The organism is Ruegeria sp. AL7 (genome assembly GCF_056536105.1).
This window is the reverse complement of the sequence record NZ_JBQFJF010000001.1, coordinates 2,807,908-2,826,120: the sequence shown is the minus strand read 5'-3', so window position 1 is coordinate 2,826,120 and position 18,213 is coordinate 2,807,908. Positions and strand designations below refer to the sequence as shown.

Below are 18,213 nucleotides of genomic sequence, written 5' to 3'. Positions count from 1 at the left end.
TGACTTGAACCAAAAAAGCGCCGCAAAAGCGAAACTCAAAAGCGAGAGAAGTACTAAGGCGAAAAAATAAGGTTGGAAGACGGTCCAAAAAGTCACCCCTTCCCCTCCAGATACCGCCGCTTGGCCTCTTCCATCCGGCCCATCTCACGCACCGCGTAGTCGATGGCGACCTCGTCGCTCTTGTCGGCATAGCGGAACTCGCTGTCGGCGTAGCGATTGATCTCCTGTATCACCATTTCCACCGTGATAGGCTGGCGTAGATCTTCGATCATCGCCTTCTTGGTGTCGTAGTCGCGGAACAGGAACAGGTCGGGGTTTTCCATCCATTCGTCGGGCAGTTCGAAATCCATCGCGCGCACCTTGACTGCGTCGGTGATGTTCTTGATCGCGCGACCGGTAAAGCGCTCATCCGCCTGCTGGATCGCCTTGAGGTAGGTGCCCAGCTTGGCGATTGTGTCCATCTGACCGATCACGCCCGAGACCCGGTCATAGACCTGCAACAAAGCATCCTCATGCGGGCGGGAATGGCTTTCGAAACTGGCGGCGACGGCCTTTTTGATTTCCTGCGCGGCGTAAGCCTCGTGTTCGCCCAGCGGGATGTCGTGGTTGCGACCCATCAGCAGGTGCAGGATGTCGATGTAATCCTCGCGCGTCTGCGGCCCGTCCACCAGAAACCGGGCGCCCGCCCGCTGGCGCAGGGCGTCGTCCACATTCTCGGGGTAGTTCGAGAACATGCCAAAGGTACAGTTGCCGCGCACGACGGTATTGGCACCGGCAAAGCTCTCCATTAGCACGGCGGTAATCTCCAGCTGCCCGGCTGACGACTGCCGGTCGCCGCGCTTGCCCGCGAGCTGGTCGATATCGTCGATGGTGCCGAACCCGATGACCGAGGGGTCGATGATCGTGTTGATAAAGGCCTTGGCGTTCTGGCCGGATTTGCCCTGATAACTGTCGATATTGTCGGTGCTCAGGTTCTGATAGCGGAACGGATAGCCTGCGTTCTGGCAATACTCGTTGATCAGCCCGGCCATCATCTGGATCAGCGTGGTCTTACCGGTGCCCGGCTTTCCGTCACCCATGAAGGTAAAGATGAACCCGCCAAGTTCCGCAAACGGGTTCAGGCGGCGGTCGAAATCATAGGCCATCACCATCTTGGCCAGCTTCATCGCCTGATATTTGGCGATATGGTTGCCGACCACTTCGTTCGGCTTCTTGAACGTCATGGTCAAGGTGGTGGATTTGGCCTTGGAGGCCGGCTCGAACCCCCGGATCGTCAGATCGTCGGCCTCGATATGCCAGGCTGCGTTCTGGAACGGGGCCAGGTAACCTGCGGACCCTGCGCGCAGGGCTGACTTCTCCATCAGTTGCTCGGCATAGGCACTGGTGGCGGCGATCAGGTGGGCATCGTCCGAGGCGTATTTGGCCAGCGTCTGGTCCAGTTCCCACAACGCGCCGTGCAGGGCAAGTTGGCCGTTGTCTGTCAGGACCTCTTCGATCTCACCAATATCAACCGTGGTCTCACCCAGATGCGAGGACAACAGATAGGCCAGCGCATTGCCGAACGTGTGCATCGTGATCAGCGCTTCGGCTGTCAGAACCTCTGAAAACTCGGTCTTCCGCGCGGTAGGCAGATCCCCGGCAAGGTTCGCGCGTTTCAGATCGGCAAGCGGGGTCTGTTCCGCATAAGTATCGGCCACGGCCAAAGCGATTGCGATGGCGCGGCGGATCGCCTGTTGTGCAGTTGCCTGCGGCGGCGAAACCAAGGCGTCACCATCGTCCGAGGCTTCGATCCTCTCAACCAGATGCACCCCGTCTGCGCGCACGGTCCGGCGTGTCACCAACCCCGGTGTCGTCGAGCGAAACCGCCGACCAGTCGATACGCCTGGTGAGCGTTCAACGGTGGTTTCCACGGCTTTGGCAATCCGCGGCGCGTGTTCGAACCCGTTCAGCAAAGCGGTTGCTGCCGGATAATGCTTGCGAATGTCGTCTTCGCGCAATTCCATCTGATCTGACGTCAAACTCATCTCAAAAACCGCCCTTGCTTCATCTTTTCTAAAATACTCTCGCCGAAGGCGAAAATTAGTACCTCAAAACCTGCCCCGCATTGCTGACGACGAACTTGCGCACATCTGCAAACCCCGGCGGGTTGCGTTCAGCCAGCACCTGAAACGGGCGCTGTGGCAGGATGATCGAGCGTTGGGTGCGGGTGGCGCCGGTTTCGGCCCCCTGCCCGCCGAAAGGATCCAGCGCAAAGACCTCGCGCTCGACAGTTGAAAACCAGCCCGCGCGCTCCTCGATGACCTCTTCGCTGTGCAGCTCTTCGGTGGTCCAGGCCAGCGCCCAATCCTGCCCTTGCGGAGATTGCGCATCCTCCAACACCTGCCGCAAAGGGCCGGATTGTTCGGTATAGGCCGAGGAATACATCGGCCCCACATGGATGCGACGCAGGTGTTTGGGGTGCAGGTCGTCGAAATCCTGATCAAAGCCCTTGGCGATCGTCACCAGTTTCAGCCCGCCCAAGGATTGCGCCATCAGATGGGCCTGCACTTCGGGCCAGCGGCGTTGGTCCTTGGGCAGGGCGGTTTTGCCTGTGTCCTCCAGCTGCATCAGATAGATGACGGGCAGGTTGACCTGACTGTCATAGACCGCCCAGTGGATCATGAACTTGCGCCGCTCGCCCTCATTCCCGATCCAGTGACATTCGGGATCGTTGCGCGCCCAGAACAACTGACCCTTAAGCAACTCTTCGTAATAGAGCCTTTGCGACAGCGCAAACTGCAGCTTGGTTGGAATTTCCCGGTCGCCAATGATCGTGCGGACCATGTCGGTTTTCAGGTCATCTTCCGAGGGCATATTCGCCAGATGCACCTGCGCCTGCTGCGCGTCATTGGCCATGGTCAGCAACTCGGCAGCCACCGGAAACCCGCTGTCGCGCTTGTCCATGGCGAGGCTGCCAAAGAACCGCCCCGTATCGCGCCCAACCAGAAGGTACTTCATGCTAAGCGCGCGAAAGGTGTAGAGCAGCCCAGAGAGGTAGCGCGACACGATCCGCACCTCTTGCTTGCTGATCGCACCTTCGGCCTCCATCGTCGCGGCCACGCGCAGCAGGTGGACAGTGATCACCTCGAATTTGCGGAAATAGCGGCGCGAGGCGAACGTGTCGGTCAGGCCAACATGGTCTTTGTTGGGGTCAGCTACCAATTGCTTTCTCCCACAGTCTAAGAAAGTCCGCAGACGCTACCTGGCGCTGTTTGCGAACAGAACCAAGCAAATCCGCTGGAGAGAAATGGTGAGCGCGCTGCCAGATAATTCCACATTTCTGAATTATGCCAACATAAGCAGGGCCCACAAACCTCGCTACTTGCCAAACGAGAAACGCCAAAGAAATTGGCGACAGCAATATTAGTGAAATTCCCATGGCAGTTTCGTTGCCACCGGTAATCCAAAACGTAACCGCAAAGCTAATGGCAAATGCCACCATCAAAGGTAGCGCAAAGAGAAAGTACCACCCCCCGATATATGCCATCGCAAGCACTGCACCGAAGATACCATTAACCCAACGAAGGGGCGACCAACCAAACTGCTCTGACCGGCTTTTTTTCAATCGGCCCAAGCTCAACCCCCATACAAATTCTTATCATGCTTCTCGACAATCGAGGCAAACCGGCGGGCAAAGCGTTCATCCGCCTTGGCCTTTTTCTCAAGCACGTCGCGGGCAAACACCATGTGGTCCTCGTGCGCCTCAAGCATGTCGGCCATTTTCTGGTTGGTCGCGGTGCCGATGGCGGCCATCGCCGTCTGCGCCTCTTGATCCGTCTGCACACCGATCTCGTTGATGCGGTGGGCCACGTCCTGCTGCTGCGCGGTTTTCAGCGATTTGGTCAGGGCGTCATACAGCACCACGCGCTGCTGCGTGTCCGTCTGCAGCTTGTTGATCAGCACCATCTGCGTCGCCGCCTGGTTCTGGAGTGAATCGACCCAAGTCTTACCCTTTTCGATATAACGCTCCAGCGTCTGAGACTTGGCCAACTTGACCTGCTCTTCCTGAACCTTGGCGTTGTATTGCTTGTTCAGCTCGGCCAGCTGAGTTTCCAGCTGGGTGCGCGCGGCGGCGTCCTGTTCGACACTGATCTTGTTTTCCAGCGTGATAATCGCCGGGTCCATGCCCTGGATCTCGGCCCGCAGTGCTTCCAGTTCGGCCACGGTTGCCTCGCGATCGTCCAGCGTGCCTGTCAGGTTATCCTCGACCTTTACGCGTTGCTCTTCCAGCACAGTCAGCTGCCCTTGCAACAGCTTCACGATCACATCGGATTTGGCGATCAGGTCCTGCAATTTGTCGTCGATATTGGCCGTTCGCATCCGCTCTTGCCGGAGCGACTCGGATTTTCCCTTGGAAAAGATGCCGACAAACGACTCCCACCCGGTTTTCGAGCGCATCTCGTCGAAATCCTTGGAAAACGCGTTGGTAACATCGTCCAGACCCATGATCAGCTCGGCGATGTTGGCGTTCATCACCTCGGTGTGGGCGTGAACATCCTCAAGCGTGGCATTTTCGATGTCGATATCGGCCTCGGCCGTTCCAATCTTGGCCCGCGCCGCTTCGATCCGCGAGGTCAGCCCCTCAATCTGCGACTGGCTTTCGCGCACTTTCGCTTGCGTTTCTTTGATAAGCGCTTCGAATTGCTGGTTCGACATCTCTACTGTCCTTTTTTTCTTTAATTACCCAATAAGATAGGGAATGTTACGGTCATTTACATCCCCTTGAGTCCAAAAATCACGCAAACTCTGGCAAACTTGGGGTGGAAAGGAAAGCCACGTGATCGCAACCTGACGTAGAACTCAACGCTGCGACTATGCTGCAACGATTGGGCCTGAAAATAATTTGATCAAATCTGGGCTGATCGACCCGCATCGGTGGACATAGACAAAGCCCTCAACACCTGATTGGGTGCGGCAACTCAACTTCTGCGCGGAGAATGACATGCTGGACGCAACGACCGATCTGAAATCAATTCTGAAGAATCCTGACTTGCTTGTAACCAAAGCCTATATCGGTGGTCAGTGGGTGGACGGTGACAACGGAACTTTCGACGTGACCAACCCGGCCCGGGGCGATGTGGTGGCCAAAGTGGCCGATGTCAGCCGAGCGCAAGTCGCCGGAGCAATTGCACAGGCCGAAGCCGCGCAAAAGGAATGGGCCAAGTTGACCGGCAAGGAACGAGCGGTGATCCTGCGGCGCTGGTTCGACCTGATGATGGAGAACGCCGAAGATCTGGGCAAGATCCTGACCGCGGAGCAGGGCAAACCACTGGCTGAGGCCATCGGCGAAGTCGGCTATGGTGCCTCCTTCATCGAATTTTTCGGGGAAGAGGCCAAGCGCGTGTATGGCGAGACCATCCCGGGGCATCAGCGCGACAAACGGATCATGGTGCTGAAACAGCCCATTGGTGTAGCGGCCTCGATCACACCCTGGAACTTTCCCAACGCCATGATCACTCGCAAAGCAGGACCTGCGCTGGCGGCGGGGTGTGCTTTTGTTGCCCGCCCGGCGGCAGAAACGCCACTTTCCGCGCTGGTTCTGGCGCGTCTGGCGGAACAAGCCGGCGTGCCAGCTGGCGTGTTCAACGTAGTGCCTTCTTCCCAGGCCAGCGAGATCGGCAAGGAGTTCTGCGAAAACCCCGGTGTACGCAAGCTGACCTTTACCGGCTCGACCGAGGTGGGGCGCATCCTGCTGCGGCAAGCTGCTGATCAGGTCATGAAATGTTCGATGGAACTGGGCGGCAATGCACCCTTTATCGTGTTTGATGACGCGGATCTGGATGCTGCGGTCGAAGGCGCGATGCTGTGCAAATTCCGCAATAACGGCCAGACCTGTGTCTGTGCCAACCGCATCTATGTACAGGCCGGTGTTTACGACGCGTTCGCTGCCAAACTGAAAGCGGCGGTCGAAGCCCTGAAAATCGGCGACGGTCTGGCCGAGGGCACCACAACCGGTCCGCTGATCAATGCCGATGCGGTCGCCAAGGTGGAAGAGCATATCAAGGATGTTACGGACAAGGGCGGCGCCGTTCTGACCGGCGGCTTGCCTCACGATCTGGGCGGTACGTTCTTTCAGCCGACCATCGTGACCGGAGTGACTCAGGACATGATGGTGGCGCAGGACGAAACCTTTGGCCCGCTGGCCCCGCTGTTCAAGTTCGAGGATGAAGATGACGTGATCGCAATGGCGAATGACACAATCTTTGGCCTGGCCTCGTATTTCTATGCAAAAGATCTGAGCCGCGTCTACAAAGTGGCCGAAGCGCTGGAATATGGCATTGTCGGCGTGAACACCGGCATCATCTCGACCGAGTTGGGCCCGTTCGGCGGCGTCAAGCAATCCGGTCTGGGTCGCGAAGGCAGCCACCACGGCATGGAAGACTATCTTGAGATGAAATACGTCTGCATGTCGGTCTGATCTGGCGGCCATCGCCTTGGGGCGGTGGCCATTCTGCCCACAGGCGAAGCGTTGTTCCGGTCAAACGGGCCGGTGACGGCTGGGCAATGACCTTATTTCACCAAGCATGAATTCCCTGCGGGCAAGCTTCGTGGGGACTTTTCTATAGGCCCGATCCGATCCCAAACTTACGTCTTCTCCTCTTTGGCTATCACGGTCGTTACGGTGCGCGTCACCCGACTTCTGGTGATTGCAATCGCTCCTAAAACCAAAGCACAGGCTATGGCTTGCGCAGTAGTGATTGCTTCTCCAAACGCAAAGAACCCGACTGCAAACATCGTGGGCAATTCAATGCTTCCGACAACTGCAGTTTGAGAAGCGCCGATCAGCGGCGAACAGATCGTGTAGACAAGCTGCGGCACAAGCGCCGTGACCAATCCAATTCCAATGATCAGAACCCAATCGGACTGACCGTCAGGAAGCAGCGTGGAAACGTCTGCACTCAGCATCAAAGGCAAAAGCCCAAGAACCGATCCCAGCGACACCGAGGCGATACGTGCAAGTGGCGCAATTCGGGACAACCTGTGGACCAAAACAGAAATCCCGAAGCCAAAACCAAATGGCGCAGCCAGCGAGATTAAAAGCGTAGGAATGTGCTCGAACGGAACGGATGCTGGCGAGCCTGCTATGATGGCAGCCAGAATGATGAGGCCAGACGCAAGAAACGCGCGCCTTGTGGGAGTGTCTGCGAACAAAGCCCACGCAATGATCAACGTGAAAACCGGATATGTCATATAGAGCACGCCCACCGTCGATGCGGGCAGTGTCTTTAAGGCTGTGACATATCCAATCCAGCCAAGCCCCATCACCACTCCGACCGCAAGACCCCAACAAATCTCGCGCCAGGCTTTTCGGTGTACGATGAGCACTGGCAGTAACAAAACCGCTGGAACGATGTAGCGATAGAATGCGACCGCGAAAGGTGCAACGCCCTGCTCAGTCAGCCCCCTGCTGAAATAGGGAACAAGCCCGAAACAGATTGAAGCAAAAAGAACGCCAACAACCGCAAGCGGTTGCGGAATAGCCGGTCTGGTCTGCGTGGATGTCGTCGACATCTGCAAGTTCTAGCACAGGTTCGCGATGAGTGTAGCCGAGTTTACCGGGCCGACGCATTGATGAGCATAGGCGCTGACATCAAAAAACAACGCCCCGCGTCTGGAGGAACGCGGGGCGCGGGTGTTGCGGCAGTCCGGGAGGAGGAGACTGCCGCCAGGCTTTCAAAGCCTCAGTTCACGGCCTTGGCGTCAACCACGTCTTTTTCGATGGCTTTAGCCGAGGTAATTTCGATCCGGCGCGGTTTCAGGGCCTCGGGCACTTCTCGCTTCAGGTCGATGTTCAGCATTCCGTTTTCATGGCTTGCGCCGGTGACACGGACATGATCGGCCAGAGCAAAGCGACGCTCGAACGCGCGGGTTGCGATGCCGCGATGCAGATAGCTGCGGCTCTTGTCCTCGGATGCCTTCTTACCGGCAACAACCAGCGAGTTTTCTTTCACTTCAACGGACAGGTCGCTTTCCGAAAAACCAGCGACGGCCACCGAGATACGGTACGTGTCGACATCGGTTTTTTCGATGTTGTAGGGCGGATAGCTTGGCTGTGCCACATCATTGGTCAGAACGCGATCCATCATGTCGGCGATCTGGTCAAAGCCAATGGTGGCGCGGTGCAGCGGTGCAAAATCAAATGTACGCATGTGTCATATCCTCAGTCTTGAGCGATTCACGATCTGGCCCTCCGGCTGGACGGACCAATGTTAATGACGGACCCCGTTGTGGCGATCCGATATCAGTGACATGGGAAGCGATTTGACCGAGTTCAACCCCCGCCGGAGCTGATGAATTTCGCACCAGACCCGGACGTGCCGGACCCAGCCTGTAACCGGCGGATCGTAGCCGTTGGTTTTGGCGCATCGCGCCGCATGATAGACTTGAGTTCGGCCACTATCTCGTCAAGCTCCATGCCGAACCCCACCTTTCTGCGACCGTTCGTGCCTACCGCTGAAACCACGGACAAAACCTGCCAGCGCGAGCCGTTTTTTGCCAGAATGGCGGATCCGGAAGACCCGAAGGTGACGTCGCAATCAAAAGTGATCAGGCCCTGCCTGCGATCCAATACGCGGCACGACCTTTCCCGCGTGATCGCCTCGGATCGTCCGCGCCCATACGAGGCTATGCTGATCTCGTTTCCCGAAACTCGCCCGCTGTGCAACACGAAAGGATCGGCAATCGAATACGGGATGGGCTCATTCAGCCGCATCAGGGCGACATCCATCCGAACGCCTTCGTGCGAAAGCGGGTTATTTGAAGCGTAGCCGGGCAGAACGGCAATTTGCGTAATCTGACGCTCGGCCAACGCGCTGCCGTTGCTCAGACCCGCACGAAACGTGATGTCTTCGGGCGCGTATGTTTCCCCGGTACGGCGGTCGACAGCACAATGGGCAGCGGTCAGCACCATGTCCTGCGCGATCAGAGTACCTGTGCAATAGGACTCTTCGCGCACATCCAGCCGCCCGATTGCTTCCCAACCGTAAAGGTCGTCCCGGTCTGTCAGCTTGCGTTTGTTGGCTTGCGCATGGGATGCGGTCGCCAGAACACTCAGGCCCAAAAGCAGACTTAGAAAGACCTTGGTCATGGCCGGATAAACCTTGCACCGACGTTCTTGCCCGTCCCCGAACCGGAGGTCGACAATCCAAATCCGTGCCCGGCAGACAGCTCGTCTCGCAGCAATTGCAGCGAATGTTCAACCGCAGTTCCGATCGCAACGCTCTGGCCATCCATGCTGGCCTTTGCCGCCACAACCGACACGATCTGAGGGCGCGCGCCTGTAAAAGAAAAAACCGGTGCTCCTGAAGACCCGAAGTCGACGTCGCAAGACATGATCATAACGCCTGCCTGCCGGTTCATGACCGAACAAACCTGTTGCAACGAAGGCGCTTCTGACCGGTCATGTGCATATGACACCACGCCTACTTCCGCACCCCGGCGCGGCTGATCTCCTGATTCAAACGGAATGACCGATGTGTTGCGGATCGGCTGCCAAAGCTCGATCAGGGCGACATCTGCGCCGACACGGTCCGTCGACGACTCAGCACTGAATTGATAATCCGGGTGAATTACAGCTTGTCTTGCCGTTCGATAAGCCAAAGCGCGGCCCAGCCGCCACCCGGCCAGAAATTCGATATCGGACGGGTTCACCCGCTGCCCGGACACCTTGTCGAACAGGCAGTGCGCCGCTGTCAGCACAAGGGTCGGCGACACAAGCGTTCCGGTGCAGAACCCTTTTCCGGCAATATCCAGACGACCGACAGCCATCCATTCGCGCCCGGAATCCGAGGTCTCCAGGCTTTCCAGCCTGGTGTCCTGTGCTGTAGCCGCCATCGGCAAAGCACAAAGAACAATCGCCTTAATCCATTTGCGCACTCGGGTCTCCGGGGACTCACTCTGAAGCTTTTGTCCTACGTGTCACGTTGGGCAAAAATAGGGCGATCGGTGTTCAGGTGAATTTCCTGAGGAAATGATGCGGGGCGGCATCAGAGTGGCTTATCGCAAAATTGGAACAGAATCTCCTGCCCGTTGCAACGCGGGTGGTTTCGGCCCCCCTGTTGCCCAATCCAGCAACTCGACCGTATGAACGACTGGCACTTGGGTGCCGGACCCGATTTGCATCATGCAACCGATATTGCCTGCGGCGATGATATCGGGCTTCTTCGCCTCAAGTGTTTTGATTTTGCGCTGCTTCAACTGACCCGAGATTTCCGGCTGCATCAGGTTGTAAGTCCCCGCGCTGCCGCAACACAAATGGCTGTCGGCGGGCTCGACCACTTGGAACCCGGCACGTTTCAGCAGGTCTTTGGGATAGGTCTTGATCTTCTGCCCATGCTGCAGCGAACACGCTGCGTGATACGCAACTGTGAGGTCCTGATCACGCCCTTCGGGCAAATTCAGTTGCATAACCAGCTCACTGATATCCATCGCGATACCCGAGACCCGTGCAGCATCATCCGATAGCGTGTCGTTCCGGAACATATGCCCGTAATCCTTGACCGTCGTCCCACAACCCGAGGTGTTGATCACGATGGCGTCCAATCCGTCGCCGTCCATCTCGCGAACCCAGGCTCTGATATTAGCGATTGCGGCTGCATGGCTGTCTTTCACCTTTCCCATGTGATGGGTCAGTGCTCCACAACATCCAGCACCCTCAGCCACCACAACCTCACATCCCAGCCGGGTCAGCAGACGGATCGTGGCGTCATTTATGTCGGTATTCAGCGCTTTCTGCGCGCAGCCCGTCATCAGGGTCACCCGCTTTTTCCGCTCGCCTTCGGGCGCAAAGCTTTGTGGATCATCATTACGGCTGACCGACGGAATGTTCTTGGGCGCCATGTCCAGCATGGCACGCAACCGGGCATCTGGCATGAGAAACCGAAACGGGCGACCCAGTTTCGCCCCGATCAGGGCCCAGCGAAAGCGCATCGGATAGGGCAGGATCTGCGCAAGAATCCAACGCAAAATGCGATCCGTCAAAGGGCGTTTGTAATTCGCCTCGATATATTCCCGCGCGTGATCGACCAGATGCATATAGTGCACACCTGACGGGCAAGTGGTCATGCAAGCCAGACAGGACAGGCACCGGTCGATATGTTTGACCGTCTTTTCGTCGGGCTGCCGCTCGTTTTCGAGCATATCCTTGATCAGATAGATGCGCCCGCGCGGACTGTCCAACTCGTCGCCAAGAACCTGATAAGTCGGGCAAGTCGCCGTGCAGAATCCGCAATGGACGCAATTTCGCAGAATTTCGTTTGCGCGCTTGGTTGCCGGGTCTTGCAGCTGCCGTTCAGTGAATGATGTCTGCATAAACCTATCCCATCAGCCCTGGATTGAACAAACCACGTGGGTCAAACTTCGCGCGCAATCCCTTTGTCAGGGTCGAGACGGCCGCGGTCTCCGGTTGAAAGCGCCCCAGTCGCGCGACTGTTTCTGCATCCGCTCGTACAAGTGTCGCGTGGCCAGAAAACACACCTAGGCGCGCGCGCAGATCCGTGCCCTTAGGGACGCGCAGCCAGACAAGTCCGCCGCCCCAGTCAAACAGTAACTGATCCGCTTCAGCACGCGCAGAAACTTCGGCCGCATCTCCGGGTTTTACGGAAAGCCGCCAGACATCCCCGTCCTGCCTCTGAAACGGATGAGCATCGCGGATACCAGCCCAAAGCGTGTCTGCACCTGCTTCTTCTGAAATCTCACCAAACCGGGACAGTTCAGCCGTCAATCTGCCTGTGCGATATGCAACCGCGTCCGTGAAACCTTCGAGCCTAAGCAGGGCTTTCCCGGCGTCAGGATCATACGCAGCCCCCGTTACCTCGAACGGAGATCTCAGCGCGGCGGACAGAACCCGAACCGCAGTACCAGCATCCCGGACCCCAACAGATAATGTTGCCACCCGTTCTGGTTTTGGAAGCACCTTCAGCGAAACTTCGGTCAAAACTCCTAAAGTACCCCAGGACCCACCCATCAATTTGACCAGATCGTACCCGGTGACGTTCTTCATCACGCGGCCACCGTTCTTGATCACCTGCCCGCACCCATCGACATAGCGTACCCCAAGCAGAAAATCCCGGCAGGCCCCGGCCTGAGTCCGTCGCGGGCCCGAAATATTGGCCGCGACGACGCCGCCAATGGTCGGTTCACCCTGAGTCCCCAGCAATCCGCGATGATCCATCGGCTCAAATGCGAGGTGCTGGCCCTCTGCTTCCAGCACTGCCGTGATCTCGGCCAAGGGCGTCCCTGCCCGTGCAACAAGGGTCAGCGCCCCGGGTTCATAAAGCGTGATACCGCGCAAAGCTCCGGTTTCGATTTCCGCGTGCGGGCCGGCAATTCCACGCGTCCCGCCTCCGACAATGCGTACAGGGTTTTCCAACCCGGCCACCAGCTTTGCCAGATCGGCCTCAGTCTCAGGTCTCATTGGCTTCATCTTTTCCAAAATACTCCGGGGGCAAGGGGGCAGCGCCCCCTTATTCTGCAGCCATACGCCGCGGCTCCGACACGTCGAGCGGAAACACTTTGGCCGCGTTCAGCAGCCATTTAGGATCGAAAACGTCCTTAACCGCCATCTGCGCCTCAAGGTCGGCAGGTGAATATTGATGAGACATCAGATCCCGCTTTTCGATCCCCACACCATGTTCCCCAGTCAGACAGCCACCCTCGTCAACACACAGCTTCAGAATCTCTGCCCCAAAAGCTTCGCATTTTTCCAGATCGCCGGGTTTGTTGGCATCGAACAAGATCAGCGGATGCATATTTCCGTCGCCCGCGTGGAACACATTTCCGACCAGCAACCCAAACTCCTCACTCAATTCTCCGATACGACGCAGAACGGTTGGTAGGGCTGACACCGGGATCGTGCCATCCAGACACATATAATCGTTCAATTGTCCCATGGCACCGAATGCAGATTTCCGACCCAACCAGATCTTAGCGCTTTCCTCAGCCGACTGGCTTTCGCGCAATTCAACCGGGTCATGGCGTTTTGCTATCTCGATGATTTTCGAAAGCTGAAAATCTATTTCAGCGTCAGACCCCTCCACTTCGACGATCAGCAGCGCGTTGCAATCGGGATACCCGGCATGGGCAAAGTTTTCGCAGGCCCTGATGCACAATGTATCCATGAACTCGATCGCGACCGGCAATATGCCCGATTGGATGATGTCCGAGACACACTGCCCCGCAACCTCATTGTCATTAAAACCCATCAGGACCGGTCGTGCGCCCTCGGGCTTGCGAAGAATACGCAGCGTGGCCTCGGTCACCACACCCAGTTGACCTTCGGACCCACAGATGACGCCCAACAGATCCAGACCTGGTGCATCCAGATGCGCACCACCGATTTCGACAACGCTGCCGTCCATCATGACCATGGTCACGCCCAACAGGTTGTTTGTTGTTACCCCATATTTGAGGCAATGCGCTCCGCCCGAGTTCATCGCAATATTGCCAGCAATGGCACAGGCCAGCTGCGAAGACGGATCGGGGGCGTAGAAGAAATCCTCCTCCTCGACCGCGCCGGTAACGCTCAGATTGGTGCGACCCGTCTGTACTCTGATGAAGCGGTTGTCGTAGTCGATTTCCAACACCTCATTCATCCGTGCGACGCCCAGAATGACGCAATCCGCCGTGGGCAAGGCTCCACCGGCCAGTGAAGTGCCCGCGCCGCGCGGCACCACAGGCACGTTTTCGTCATGACAAATGCGCAGAACATCCGAAACCTGCTGTGTGCTTGACGGCAGCACGGCCAGCATTGGCGGGCATCTATAAGCCGTCAAGGCGTCACACTCGTAAGCGCGGGTTTCGGCGGGGTCGTGGATGATCGCCTCTTCGGGCAGAACCCGCGACAGCCGCGCAACAAGCGCAGATTTCCGGCTCAGAACATCCGGGCTTGGCTTTGGCATCTCCATGGCGTTCCTCTTTTTGGTAAAATAATATTACCAATTTATCGCGCTGGCAAGTTCCCATGCCCGGCCTTACTGTCGCGGTCATGACCTGGATCGAACGTGCCGCTCTTTTTGCCCCTCTGGACTATGCATCGCTGCTTCTACTGCTGGTTGCTTGGCTGTGGATTGGGTGGAAAATTGAACATCCGTCACCGCAGAGGCAATCCGTAGCCCTTATGATGGACGATTACCGGCGCGACTGGATGCGCGAGATGGTGACCCGCCAACCGCGCATGTTTGACGCACAGGTCGTGGCGGCCATGCGGCAGGGCAGTACATTCTTCGCGTCGACCACGATGATTGCCATCGGGGGCGGGCTGGCCTTGCTGGGCAACACCGAAAGGCTGGCAGGCGTCGCAATCGACCTCGCCATCGGCAGTGTCCCGGCAATGGTCTGGGAGATCAAAATCCTTTTCGTCGTATTGCTACTGGCCAACGCATTTCTGAAATATGTCTGGGCGCACCGCCTTTTCGGATACTGCGCCGTGTTGATGGCTGCAGTTCCCAATGACCCCGAAGACCCGCAAACCTATCCCCGCGCCGGTCAGGCGGCTGAGATCTGTGTCACCGCCGCGCGCAGCTTCAACCGTGGTCTGCGCGCCACTTATTTTGCACTGGCGTCGTTGGCATGGTTTCTTGGACCTGTCGCGCTCATTTTGGGTACAGCGGTCACGTTTGGCGTCTTGTATCGGCGCGAGTTCACCTCACACTCGCGGGAAATACTGATGGCCCGAGCGGCCAGCACGGATACGTGATACCGACACACCGCCACACTGGTTACACTGGTGCGATGCGATACTTGATTCTCTGCGCCATGTTGGCGAGCCCTGCCCTTGCCGACCCGCCAACAATCGAACAGGTCCTCACCAGTGCAAACGGTGATACATGGCGGTTCGATGTGACGATCCGGCATCCCGATACGGGTTGGGATCATTACGCCGACGGCTGGCGTGTTCTGGATATGGATGGAAACGAGTTGGGAATGCGCGTCCTGCTCCATCCACACGAAACCGAACAACCCTTTACCCGCTCTCTGGGCGGGGTGGTCATTCCCGAAGGCATGACTCAGGTGCAAATTCAGGCACGGTGCATCGTCGATGGATGGAATGAAGGCACCACAGTGGTCAAACTGGATTGATCCTCAGAAAATACCCATGGCCAGACCCGCACCCAAAGCGGCTCCTGTCTCGCGGCATTGATCCAGCTGGTCTTGCGGGATTGTCTTTTCGGCCAAGATGGCCTCGGGCGTTTGTACATGAGTGCAGATGATCAGCGGAGGCTGAACAGCTTTCAATCGCCAACCGGTGGCTATCCGTGCGATCTGACGGGCGGCATTCTCGCCATCCGATCCTGCGCAAATCATCTGCGCATAGGGTCGGCCTTCTAGCTTTCCCAGCACCGGGTAGTAGCAACGGTCGAAGAATTCCTTCATCAGACCCGAGATTGCCGCCAGATTTTCTGGCGCGCAAAAGATGTAGCCATCGGCAGCCAATAGATCTTCCGGCCCGGCTTGATCGGCAGGCATAAGCTTTGTGTCAGCCTCACCTCGCGCAGCTTCGGCCGCGGCTTCGGCCATCTGCCGGGCACCGCCTGTGCGGGAGTGATAAACGATCAGAAGCTGCGCCATGTCAGACCCGGTGGTAGGGGCCACCTGACAGAATGGTCGCGGCCCGGTAAAGTTGCTCGGCCAGCATCACACGGACCAGCATATGGGGCCAGACCATCGACCCGAATGAAATGGAAAAATCCGCCTCGGTCCGCAGAACTGGGTCAATTCCGTCCGCACCACCGATCACAAACGCCAGGTCCTGCCGACCCGCGTCGCGCCAATCACCCAGCTTTTTCGCGAAATCGGGCGAGGACATGACCCGCCCCCGTTCATCCAGCGTGCACAACACCGCCCCTTTGGGCAGGGCCCTGCGCAGCACCGTGGCCTCGGCTGCCATGCCTGCGTTTTTTTTGTCTTCAACCTCGATCACCTGCGCAGGCCCAAGGCCCAGCGCACGGCCGGTCCGGTCAAATCGGGTCAGGTAATCGTCAAGCAGTGTCTTCTCGGGTCCGGCGCGCAATCGCCCGACCGCAACTATGCTGATACGCATGTCTCTCTCGCCTCCGGCCTGTTAATGCAGGCCGGGATAGCGCCTCAGTTCGCCGAGGCGCTGCCGCTCTGAGGCAGCCACATCTTTTCCAGCTGATAGAATTCACGCACTTCGGGGCGGAAGATATGGACGATCACGTCGCCCGTATCGATCAGCACCCAGTCGCCGGTGTCCTTGCCTTCGACCTTCGAGGTGAAACCGAATTCCTGCTTGATGCGATCCGTCAGCTTTTCCGCCATGGCCGAAACCTGACGGGTCGACCGACCCGAGGCAATCACCATGTGATCCGCAACCGATGATTTGCCCTGCAGGTTGATCTGCACGACGTCTTCGGCCTTGTCATCGGAAAGTGAGGAAAGGATTCGTTCAAGCAGCTTGTCGCTGATTGACTGAGAGTGGGCCATTATGTTGACCCCATCATCGGCGGGCAAACCCGCCTGTGTATGTAGAGACAGGACATAGTCCTCCTTTGCTGCGCGCCGCGAAACCCCGGCGCCGGGGTACTAATAAGGTAGCAAGGGGAATGCAACATTTCAATGAATGCACGCTGCAGGGCGTCCACAGACGCTTACTCTGTGATGATCTGTTGCGCAGTTGCGCCGTCCGGTAACAGTCGGATTTCGCGCTGTGGGAAGGGGATCGAGATGCCTTCTTCCTTGAATGCGTCCCAGAGCGCCAGATAGACATTGCCCCGGATATTGGTCAGCCCCTTTGTCGGGTCGCTGATCCAGAACCTCAGCACATAATCCACGCTGCTGTCACCAAAACCGGTGATGTGGCAAACCGGTTCATGTTTGCCGCCGCTCAGGACCCGGGCAACCGCCTTTACCGCCCTGATTGCGGTTGCGCGCACTTTATGCGGATCGTCGTCATAGCTGGTACCAAAATCCAGATCCAATCTCACGAACCGGTCGGAATGAGACCAGTTCACCACCTGGTTGGTAATCAGATCTTCGTTTGGGATCAGGTACTCGCGCCCGTCCCGTGTTACGACCGACACATATCGCGCGCCAAGTGCATTGATCCAACCGAACGTATCCCCCAACGAGATCACATCGCCCGGCTTGATCGAGCGGTCCATCAGGATGATGATCCCCGATATCAGGTTCGACACTACTTTTTGCAAACCGAACCCGATACCCACGCCGATGGCGCCAGACAAAAGCGCGATGCCGGTCAGATCGAACCCCAACGTTCGGATCGCAGCCATAAAGACTGCCCCGTAAAGCAGAACCTGTATGCCTTTTGACAGCAGCACCTGCATGGACGGAGTTATGTCGTCATTGCTTTGCAATGCGCGTTCGGCTGCGCGCGTGCCGATACGGGCCAGTGTCAGCAGGATGCCAATCAGCAAAGTTGCCTTGAGAATCCCAAGAGCCGAAATATGCAGGTCCCCAATGGAAATCGCGACACCGTCAAGAAAACCCGCGACATCATCCGTCAGATTCAGCGCGACAAGCGTTGCGTAGATCCACATTGCCCACTTGAAAATCCGGCGAAGTGTGCGGTTTTGGACCAGTCTCGCGACCAGTGCTATCGCCAGCCACGCCGCCGCCAACGTAGCTATCACCCCTATGATATAGCTTCGCGACGGCCAAGTGAGTTGCTGCATGGTCAGATACAATGCCCACGAAAGCAGGATGAAGTAGACCAGCGCCAACCGTCGCATCAGCTGCACCAGAACCCGCAGCCGCCATTTCGGCCATCCCGTGCGCGAACGAGCCCAGGCATCCCATCTAGACTGGGTCAGGAATTTCAGCAGCAAAGCCAGCGCCCACAGCAACAGGATGATGAGCAGTTGATATTGTCGCCAGCCCGGCGTGACGATCAGATCAAGCAGCCTCTCGAATTGCGCGGAAAAAGCCGCAACCATGTTGTTATAGAGGTCGGTCAGCGTACTTGGGATCAGGTCTTGGTTCATGCACGTCTCCTGCGGGGTCAGCTTGAACAGCAATGCAGGGCGATGCAAGCCTGACACTGGTTTTGAACCTTGATTGCCGGAAGGGCGCGGTATATCTGAACCGCATGAGACTCAATGTGGCCCAACTTCAGAATCTGGAAGATCGCGCGCGCTTGCGTGAACGGTTCTTTGGCGCTGCCCGCACGGTTCTGGCGCGCCTATCCGTCGCCTGAGC

Annotated in this window: 19 protein-coding genes; 4 read left to right on the top strand and 15 right to left on the bottom strand. The window is 57.6% G+C overall.

Annotated features, from left to right (window positions below; all coding sequences use genetic code 11):
- Positions 1-92 precede the first annotated feature (92 nt).
- Genes ACR3E2_RS14160 through ACR3E2_RS14145 form a run of 4 tightly spaced genes read right to left on the bottom strand, consistent with a single transcriptional unit; the run spans position 93 to position 4,695 of the window.
- Positions 93-2,024 (bottom strand): AAA family ATPase, encoded by a 1,932-nt coding sequence (locus tag ACR3E2_RS14160; protein WP_480483901.1) that lies wholly within the window; start codon positions 2,022-2,024, stop codon positions 93-95.
- A 55-nt stretch (positions 2,025-2,079) separates the two neighbouring features.
- Positions 2,080-3,201 (bottom strand): hypothetical protein, encoded by a 1,122-nt coding sequence (locus ACR3E2_RS14155; RefSeq protein WP_480483900.1) that lies wholly within the window; start codon positions 3,199-3,201, stop codon positions 2,080-2,082.
- On the bottom strand, positions 3,191-3,613 hold the full coding sequence (locus tag ACR3E2_RS14150; protein WP_480483899.1) for a hypothetical protein: 423 nt from the start codon (positions 3,611-3,613) through the stop codon (positions 3,191-3,193). The genes ACR3E2_RS14155 and ACR3E2_RS14150 overlap by 11 nt, the downstream gene beginning before the upstream one ends.
- A gap of 2 nt (positions 3,614-3,615) precedes the next feature.
- Positions 3,616-4,695: a hypothetical protein gene (locus tag ACR3E2_RS14145; protein WP_480483898.1), complete on the bottom strand. Its 1,080-nt coding sequence runs from the start codon at positions 4,693-4,695 to the stop codon at positions 3,616-3,618.
- A 286-nt stretch (positions 4,696-4,981) separates the two neighbouring features.
- On the opposite strand from ACR3E2_RS14145, the gene ACR3E2_RS14140 reads away from it, so the two are divergent.
- Positions 4,982-6,457, top strand: coding sequence for an NAD-dependent succinate-semialdehyde dehydrogenase (locus ACR3E2_RS14140; RefSeq protein WP_480483897.1), 1,476 nt, complete (start codon positions 4,982-4,984; stop codon positions 6,455-6,457).
- 167 nt (positions 6,458-6,624) lie between these two features.
- Here ACR3E2_RS14140 and ACR3E2_RS14135 read toward each other — a convergent pair whose 3' ends face one another.
- The 7 genes from ACR3E2_RS14135 to ACR3E2_RS14105 form a co-directional block, all read right to left on the bottom strand.
- Positions 6,625-7,551, bottom strand: coding sequence for a DMT family transporter (locus ACR3E2_RS14135; protein WP_209507228.1), 927 nt, complete (start codon positions 7,549-7,551; stop codon positions 6,625-6,627).
- Between the two features lie 170 nt (positions 7,552-7,721).
- Positions 7,722-8,189 carry an Hsp20 family protein gene (locus ACR3E2_RS14130; protein WP_209599221.1) on the bottom strand — a complete coding sequence of 156 codons (468 nt, stop codon included), beginning with the start codon at positions 8,187-8,189 and terminating at the stop codon, positions 7,722-7,724.
- Between the two features lie 122 nt (positions 8,190-8,311).
- Complete coding sequence (locus ACR3E2_RS14125; RefSeq protein WP_480483896.1) at positions 8,312-9,127, bottom strand: trypsin-like serine peptidase; 816 nt, start codon at positions 9,125-9,127, stop codon at positions 8,312-8,314.
- Positions 9,124-9,915 carry a trypsin-like serine peptidase gene (locus tag ACR3E2_RS14120; RefSeq protein WP_480483895.1) on the bottom strand — a complete coding sequence of 264 codons (792 nt, stop codon included), beginning with the start codon at positions 9,913-9,915 and terminating at the stop codon, positions 9,124-9,126. Before ACR3E2_RS14120 ends, ACR3E2_RS14125 begins: the two co-directional genes overlap by 4 nt.
- Positions 9,916-10,035: 120 nt before the next feature.
- On the bottom strand, positions 10,036-11,349 hold the full coding sequence (glcF, locus tag ACR3E2_RS14115; protein ID WP_480483894.1) for a glycolate oxidase subunit GlcF: 1,314 nt from the start codon (positions 11,347-11,349) through the stop codon (positions 10,036-10,038).
- A gap of 4 nt (positions 11,350-11,353) precedes the next feature.
- Positions 11,354-12,454 (bottom strand): glycolate oxidase subunit GlcE, encoded by a 1,101-nt coding sequence (gene glcE, locus ACR3E2_RS14110; RefSeq protein WP_480483893.1) that lies wholly within the window; start codon positions 12,452-12,454, stop codon positions 11,354-11,356.
- Between the two features lie 49 nt (positions 12,455-12,503).
- Positions 12,504-13,943, bottom strand: coding sequence for an FAD-linked oxidase C-terminal domain-containing protein (locus ACR3E2_RS14105; protein WP_480483892.1), 1,440 nt, complete (start codon positions 13,941-13,943; stop codon positions 12,504-12,506).
- Between the two features lie 80 nt (positions 13,944-14,023).
- Here ACR3E2_RS14105 and ACR3E2_RS14100 point away from each other — a divergent pair, with 80 nt between their 5' ends.
- Both ACR3E2_RS14100 and ACR3E2_RS14095 read left to right on the top strand, forming a co-directional pair.
- Positions 14,024-14,734 (top strand): DUF599 domain-containing protein, encoded by a 711-nt coding sequence (locus ACR3E2_RS14100; RefSeq protein WP_480483963.1) that lies wholly within the window; start codon positions 14,024-14,026, stop codon positions 14,732-14,734.
- 35 nt (positions 14,735-14,769) lie between these two features.
- Positions 14,770-15,117: a hypothetical protein gene (locus ACR3E2_RS14095; protein ID WP_480483891.1), complete on the top strand. Its 348-nt coding sequence runs from the start codon at positions 14,770-14,772 to the stop codon at positions 15,115-15,117.
- A gap of 3 nt (positions 15,118-15,120) precedes the next feature.
- Here ACR3E2_RS14095 and ACR3E2_RS14090 read toward each other — a convergent pair whose 3' ends face one another.
- The 4 genes from ACR3E2_RS14090 to ACR3E2_RS14075 form a co-directional block, all read right to left on the bottom strand.
- The gene (locus tag ACR3E2_RS14090) at positions 15,121-15,606 is read right to left on the bottom strand and encodes a flavodoxin family protein (RefSeq protein WP_480483890.1); all 486 of its coding nucleotides are present in this window, start codon (positions 15,604-15,606) and stop codon (positions 15,121-15,123) included.
- Between the two features lies 1 nt (position 15,607).
- Entirely contained in the window at positions 15,608-16,078 is a 471-nt protein-coding gene (gene rlmH / locus ACR3E2_RS14085; protein ID WP_480483889.1) for a 23S rRNA (pseudouridine(1915)-N(3))-methyltransferase RlmH, read from the bottom strand.
- A 44-nt stretch (positions 16,079-16,122) separates the two neighbouring features.
- A complete protein-coding gene (gene rsfS, locus ACR3E2_RS14080; RefSeq protein WP_480483888.1) occupies positions 16,123-16,482 on the bottom strand; it encodes a ribosome silencing factor in 360 nt (119 codons plus the stop codon).
- Positions 16,483-16,646: 164 nt separating this feature from the next.
- The gene (locus ACR3E2_RS14075) at positions 16,647-17,999 is read right to left on the bottom strand and encodes a mechanosensitive ion channel family protein (protein ID WP_267365897.1); all 1,353 of its coding nucleotides are present in this window, start codon (positions 17,997-17,999) and stop codon (positions 16,647-16,649) included.
- A 116-nt stretch (positions 18,000-18,115) separates the two neighbouring features.
- On the opposite strand from ACR3E2_RS14075, the gene ACR3E2_RS14070 reads away from it, so the two are divergent.
- Complete coding sequence (locus ACR3E2_RS14070) at positions 18,116-18,211, top strand: isopropylmalate isomerase (protein WP_245220657.1); 96 nt, start codon at positions 18,116-18,118, stop codon at positions 18,209-18,211.
- The last annotated feature ends 2 nt before the right edge of the window (positions 18,212-18,213 follow it).

Bases quoted from the DNA above. Each gene is read 5' to 3' on its own strand.
- ACR3E2_RS14140 (WP_480483897.1), top strand. From the start codon at position 4,982: ATGCTGGACGCAACGACCGATCTGAAATCAATTCTGAAGAATCCTGAC.
- glcF (WP_480483894.1), bottom strand. From the start codon at position 11,349: ATGCAGACATCATTCACTGAACGGCAGCTGCAAGACCCGGCAACCAAG.
- ACR3E2_RS14130 (WP_209599221.1), bottom strand. From the start codon at position 8,189: ATGCGTACATTTGATTTTGCACCGCTGCACCGCGCCACCATTGGCTTT.
- ACR3E2_RS14135 (WP_209507228.1), bottom strand. From the start codon at position 7,551: ATGTCGACGACATCCACGCAGACCAGACCGGCTATTCCGCAACCGCTT.
- ACR3E2_RS14125 (WP_480483896.1), bottom strand. From the start codon at position 9,127: ATGACCAAGGTCTTTCTAAGTCTGCTTTTGGGCCTGAGTGTTCTGGCG.
- ACR3E2_RS14145 (WP_480483898.1), bottom strand. From the start codon at position 4,695: ATGTCGAACCAGCAATTCGAAGCGCTTATCAAAGAAACGCAAGCGAAA.
- ACR3E2_RS14095 (WP_480483891.1), top strand. From the start codon at position 14,770: ATGCGATACTTGATTCTCTGCGCCATGTTGGCGAGCCCTGCCCTTGCC.
- rlmH (WP_480483889.1), bottom strand. From the start codon at position 16,078: ATGCGTATCAGCATAGTTGCGGTCGGGCGATTGCGCGCCGGACCCGAG.
- ACR3E2_RS14160 (WP_480483901.1), bottom strand. From the start codon at position 2,024: ATGAGTTTGACGTCAGATCAGATGGAATTGCGCGAAGACGACATTCGC.
- ACR3E2_RS14090 (WP_480483890.1), bottom strand. From the start codon at position 15,606: ATGGCGCAGCTTCTGATCGTTTATCACTCCCGCACAGGCGGTGCCCGG.
- glcE (WP_480483893.1), bottom strand. From the start codon at position 12,454: ATGAGACCTGAGACTGAGGCCGATCTGGCAAAGCTGGTGGCCGGGTTG.
- ACR3E2_RS14075 (WP_267365897.1), bottom strand. From the start codon at position 17,999: ATGAACCAAGACCTGATCCCAAGTACGCTGACCGACCTCTATAACAAC.
- rsfS (WP_480483888.1), bottom strand. From the start codon at position 16,482: ATGGCCCACTCTCAGTCAATCAGCGACAAGCTGCTTGAACGAATCCTT.
- ACR3E2_RS14100 (WP_480483963.1), top strand. From the start codon at position 14,024: ATGACCTGGATCGAACGTGCCGCTCTTTTTGCCCCTCTGGACTATGCA.
- ACR3E2_RS14105 (WP_480483892.1), bottom strand. From the start codon at position 13,943: ATGGAGATGCCAAAGCCAAGCCCGGATGTTCTGAGCCGGAAATCTGCG.